The sequence below is a fragment of the Streptomyces sp. CO7 genome (assembly GCF_053474865.1).
Genome location: NZ_JBRIOU010000006.1, coordinates 467,604 through 471,842, shown reverse-complemented (window position 1 = coordinate 471,842; position 4,239 = coordinate 467,604). Strand labels below are relative to the sequence as shown.

Below are 4,239 nucleotides of genomic sequence, written 5' to 3'. Positions count from 1 at the left end.
CCCCGGCTGGTGTGGAGCGACGAGTTCGACGGCGCCGCCAACAGCAGGCCCGACGCCTCGAAGTGGAGGCCGGACCCCGGCACCGGACCCAACAACGAGTTGGAGTACTACACCGACCGCAACGCCGCCCTGGACGGGTCCGGGCACCTGGTGATGGAAGCACGCAAGGAGACGACCGCCGGATCGTCCTGCCCGCGTGATCCGTTGAGCGGGAGCGGCACCTGCCAGTACACGTCGGCTCGGCTCAACACGGGTGCGACGTTCCAGTTCACCTACGGGCGTGTCGAGGCACGCATCAAGGTGCCCAAGGGCAACGGCCTGTGGCCCGCGTTCTGGATGATGGGCGCGGACTTCCTCACGGGCCGGCCGTGGCCGTACAACGGTGAGGTCGACATCGTGGAAGTGCTCGGCAAGGACGTGAAGACCGCGTACTCGACCGTCCACGCACCGGCCTACAACGGCGGAGGCGGGATCGGAGCGCCGTACACGCTGCCCGGGAACGCCGACTTCTCCGACGACTTCCACACCTGGACCGCCGACTGGAACAGCAAGGGCATCACCTACAGCCTGGACGGCCGGACCGTGTTCTCCCTCGACAAGGACGAGGTGGAGCGGACCCGCGGACCGTGGATCTTCGACCACCCGCACTACATGATCCTCAACCTGGCGGTGGGAGGGGACTGGCCGGGCCCGCCGGACGCCGGTACGCCCTTCCCCTCGAAGATGCTCGTCGACTACGTGAGGGTCTACCAGTAAGTCACTCCGGTCTCCGGGAAGCTCCCGCGCCGCTCTGCCGCCTCCGGAGGCGACCCGGGAGCCTCCGCCGCACCACACCCAGGGCACCCTCCTCCGGTCTGCTGCCCTGCCCCCTTTCCCATGGCCGTGCCCGCAAGGAGCCGGCCGTGCCGTTCCCCCCTCGATCCGACCCACGTGAGGAAGTGACATGGGCAGACATTCCCACTCGCTGTACACACTGTTAGCGGGCGCTTTGACGGTCGTGCTGGCCGCCGCCCTGAGTCTGACGGTCTCGGCCCAGCAGGCGCAGGCCGCCACGGTCACCGTCCAGGCCGAGTCCTACGCCGCCCAGTCGGGCGTCGTGCTGGAGGCCACCGGCGACACCGGCGGCGGTCAGAACGCGGCGTTCCTCGCCGACGGCGACTGGATGCGCTTCGACAACGTCGATCTCGGCGCGGCCGGTCGCCTGACGGTGTCCGCCAGGATCGCCTCCGCCACCGGCTCGGGCACGGTGGAGCTGCGCACCGGCAGCCTGACCGGTCCGCTGCTCGCCGTCGTGCAGACGTCCCCGACCGGGGGCTGGCAGAACTGGGTGACCCGGGCGACCGAGGTCACCACCCACCCCACCGGATCGCAGACCGTGTTCGCCGTGCTGCGCGGCGCGACCGGCGGCGACTTCCTCAACATCAACTGGTTCTCCTTCGCCGGCGCGGGGGACGGAGCGGCGACCGGATGGGTCCCTGTCGACCAGGCCAGGTGGAACGCCCAACTGGCACAGTTCCGCGCGATGACTCCGGCCGCGGTGCCCGCCGGGACGGTCCGTGTCCCGGAGTTCAACGCCACCTGCACCTACAGCCACTCCAAGCCGGACGACCCCATCGTCCTGCCGGGCCTTCCCGGCGCGTCCCACATGCACAGCTTCTTCGGCAACCGGAGCACGGACGCGTTCTCCACCACCCAGTCGCTGCTGGCCGCCACCCCGACCACCTGCGCCCCCGCCAAGGACCTCTCCGCGTACTGGATTCCCACCCTCTACGAGGGCGACAAGGCCGTCGAGGCCGAGGGCATGATCGTCTACTACGGTTCGCGGTTGCCCGATCCGACGGTGACCGTGCCCTTCCCCGAGGGATTCCGCATGATCGCGGGCGATGCCAAGGCGCAGGCGCCCACACCCGCGGGATCGCCCGGACAGTTCTGGTGCGCCGGTGAGGGCGGCGAGACCGGCCGCAGCGCCGACGGCAACTGGCCGGTCTGCGCCCCGAAGGCCCACCTCACCCACCAGCTCGTCTTCCCCGACTGCTGGGACGGGAAGCACCTGGACAGTCCCGACCACAAGTCGCACGTCGCGTTCGCCAACGACGGCAGGTGCAGCGGCGCCTACCCCGTCGCCATCCCGAACCTCTCCTTCGTCGTCAGCTACCCCACCAGTGGCAGCGCCGCAGGCTTCCGGCTGGCCTCGGGCATGGCATCGTCCATCCACGGCGACTTCTTCAACGCCTGGGACAACGCCGCTCTCGGCCAGCGTGTGAAGGACTGCATCACCCAGAAGGCCAAGTGCAACTCCGCCGGCACCTTCTGACCCCACGGTCGGCATGCGCCGTGGCCTCGGCACTGCTGGCTGTCGGCTGCACCACGCAGCCGCCGGCCGGCACGTCGCCGCAGGCCACCGGCGCATCGCCGGCAGCCGCCGGTGCGTCCCCGACGGCCGGTGCATCGCCGTCGGCAGGCTTCAACGCCACCGACACCGCATGGATCCAGCTCATGATCCCCATGGCCGAGCGCGCGCGGCTCCTGACCGATCTGGCGCCTTCACGCACGGCCGACCCGGCCCTGGCGGCACCGGCGGCCAGGATCGGATCGGGACTGCGCGAAGATCTGCGACAGTTGCGCACTCTGCTGCAGCTCTCAGGCGTCCCCGACACCCGCCCGCACGAGGGGCACGACATGCCGGGCATGGTCAGCCTCGCCACCATCGAGAGGGCGACCGCCGCGAGGGGGCGCGAGTTCGACGAGATCCTCACCGAGGCGCTGCTGGCCCACCTGGCACAGTCCCGGACGCTCTGCGCCGGCGAAGCCGCCAACGGCCGAGCCGGCGTGGCGAAAGAACTGGCCGCGACCATCGCGAGGAACACGGCCGAACAGATCACCTGGCTGGACAGGCTGCGCCCGGCGCACCCCACGCCGGACGGCACCACGGCGAAGCCAGGTCCGTAGGCGGGCGGGCGTGCGGCCGAAAGCCGAGCGCGTCCCTAGTCCGTGCCCGTGGGGGAGGCCTCCGCCGTGGTCTCCCCCCGGGTGAAGCCGTCGAGCGCGTCGGTCAGCCTGTCGAGCAGCGCGCGCAGCGCGAGGGCGTCCTGGTGGTCGAGGCCGGTGGCCGCGGCGATGCGGAGCGGTACGCGGCGGGCCCGGTCCCGCAGAGTCTCGCCGTCGGCGGTGAGATGGACCTGGACCGACCGTTCGTCCTCGGCCGAGCGCTCGCGGCGCACCAATCCCGCCGCCTCCAGGCGTTTGAGCAGGGGGGACAGCGTTCCGGAGTCGAGCCGCAGACGCTCGCCCAGGCCCTTCACCGGTGTCGTGCCGTGCTCCCACAGCACCAGCATCACGAGGTACTGGGGGTAGGTGAGGCCGAGCTCCTTGAGCACGACGCGGTAGACGCCGTTGAAGGCCCGCGAGGCCGCGTTCAGGGAGAAGCAGATCTGGCGGTCCAGGACGAGGAAGTCGTCCTCGAGGGCGGCGTCGCCGCGGCCGGCGTCGGCGGGGCGGGGCTCCTGGTGGCTCATGGGGACAAGCCTAGCCAAGAACGAGCCGCGCGCACTTTGATTGTGCACAACTTAATTGTGTGCTTCACTTGGTCGTGCCGCGGTCGTCCGACCGTGGGAACACCTGGGGAAGGCATGCACATGGACGCGCTCTACACCGCTGTCGCCACCGCCACGCACGGCCGGGACGGCCGGGCGGTCGCCTCCGACGGAAAGCTGGACGTCCAGCTGGCGCCGCCGCGTGAGCTGGGCGGCAACGGTGAGGGGACCAACCCCGAGCAGCTCTTCGCGGCGGGATACGCCGCCTGTTTCGCCAGCGCGCTGGGCGCGGTCGGCCGGCAGGCCAAGATCGACGTCTCGGACGCCGCGGTCACCGGCGAGGTGTCGATCGGCAAGGAGGGCGTCGGCTTCGCCCTGGCCGTCACGCTGCGCATCGAGCTGCCGGAGTCGGTGGACGAGGAGACCGGCCGCAAGCTCGTCGAGCAGGCCCACCAGGTCTGCCCCTACTCCAACGCCACCCGCGGCAACATCCCGGTGGACCTCGTCATCGAGTAGTCACGGCCCCGCGGACGGCCGCCCCTGGACGCCCCGTCGGCCTGCCACTGACGCCCCCGGCCCCATGGCCGGGGGCGTCAGTGTCCTGCGAGCAGCTTGACGGAGACCACCGCCAGGCCGATCACGGTGTTCAGGGCGGCCGTCACCGTGGCGCGCCACGGCCCCGCCCCGACCCTGCGGCCTCCCGCGA

At 71.1% G+C, this 4,239-nt stretch carries 5 protein-coding genes; 4 read left to right on the top strand and 1 reads right to left on the bottom strand.

Features of this window, described 5'->3' with window-relative positions; translation table 11 throughout:
- The 3 genes from ACOV8S_RS23710 to ACOV8S_RS23700 all read left to right on the top strand — a co-directional run.
- On the top strand, positions 1 to 756 hold a 756-nt coding region (locus ACOV8S_RS23710), incomplete at its 5' end, for a glycoside hydrolase family 16 protein (protein WP_448320099.1).
- Between the two features lie 187 nt (positions 757 to 943).
- Positions 944 to 2,314: a DUF1996 domain-containing protein gene (locus ACOV8S_RS23705; protein ID WP_448320098.1), complete on the top strand. Its 1,371-nt coding sequence runs from the start codon at positions 944 to 946 to the stop codon at positions 2,312 to 2,314.
- 20 nt (positions 2,315 to 2,334) lie between these two features.
- Positions 2,335 to 2,949: a DUF305 domain-containing protein gene (locus ACOV8S_RS23700; RefSeq protein WP_448320096.1), complete on the top strand. Its 615-nt coding sequence runs from the start codon at positions 2,335 to 2,337 to the stop codon at positions 2,947 to 2,949.
- 35 nt (positions 2,950 to 2,984) lie between these two features.
- Here the strand turns inward: ACOV8S_RS23700 and ACOV8S_RS23695 are convergent, their stop codons facing one another.
- Complete coding sequence (locus ACOV8S_RS23695; RefSeq protein ID WP_448320095.1) at positions 2,985 to 3,515, bottom strand: MarR family winged helix-turn-helix transcriptional regulator; 531 nt, start codon at positions 3,513 to 3,515, stop codon at positions 2,985 to 2,987.
- 120 nt (positions 3,516 to 3,635) lie between these two features.
- Here ACOV8S_RS23695 and ACOV8S_RS23690 point away from each other — a divergent pair, with 120 nt between their 5' ends.
- The gene (locus ACOV8S_RS23690) at positions 3,636 to 4,049 is read left to right on the top strand and encodes an organic hydroperoxide resistance protein (RefSeq protein ID WP_108955935.1); all 414 of its coding nucleotides are present in this window, start codon (positions 3,636 to 3,638) and stop codon (positions 4,047 to 4,049) included.
- Positions 4,050 to 4,239: the final 190 nt, after the last annotated feature.

Bases quoted from the DNA above. Each gene is read 5' to 3' on its own strand.
- ACOV8S_RS23705 (WP_448320098.1), top strand. From the start codon at position 944: ATGGGCAGACATTCCCACTCGCTGTACACACTGTTAGCGGGCGCTTTG.
- ACOV8S_RS23690 (WP_108955935.1), top strand. From the start codon at position 3,636: ATGGACGCGCTCTACACCGCTGTCGCCACCGCCACGCACGGCCGGGAC.
- ACOV8S_RS23695 (WP_448320095.1), bottom strand. From the start codon at position 3,515: ATGAGCCACCAGGAGCCCCGCCCCGCCGACGCCGGCCGCGGCGACGCC.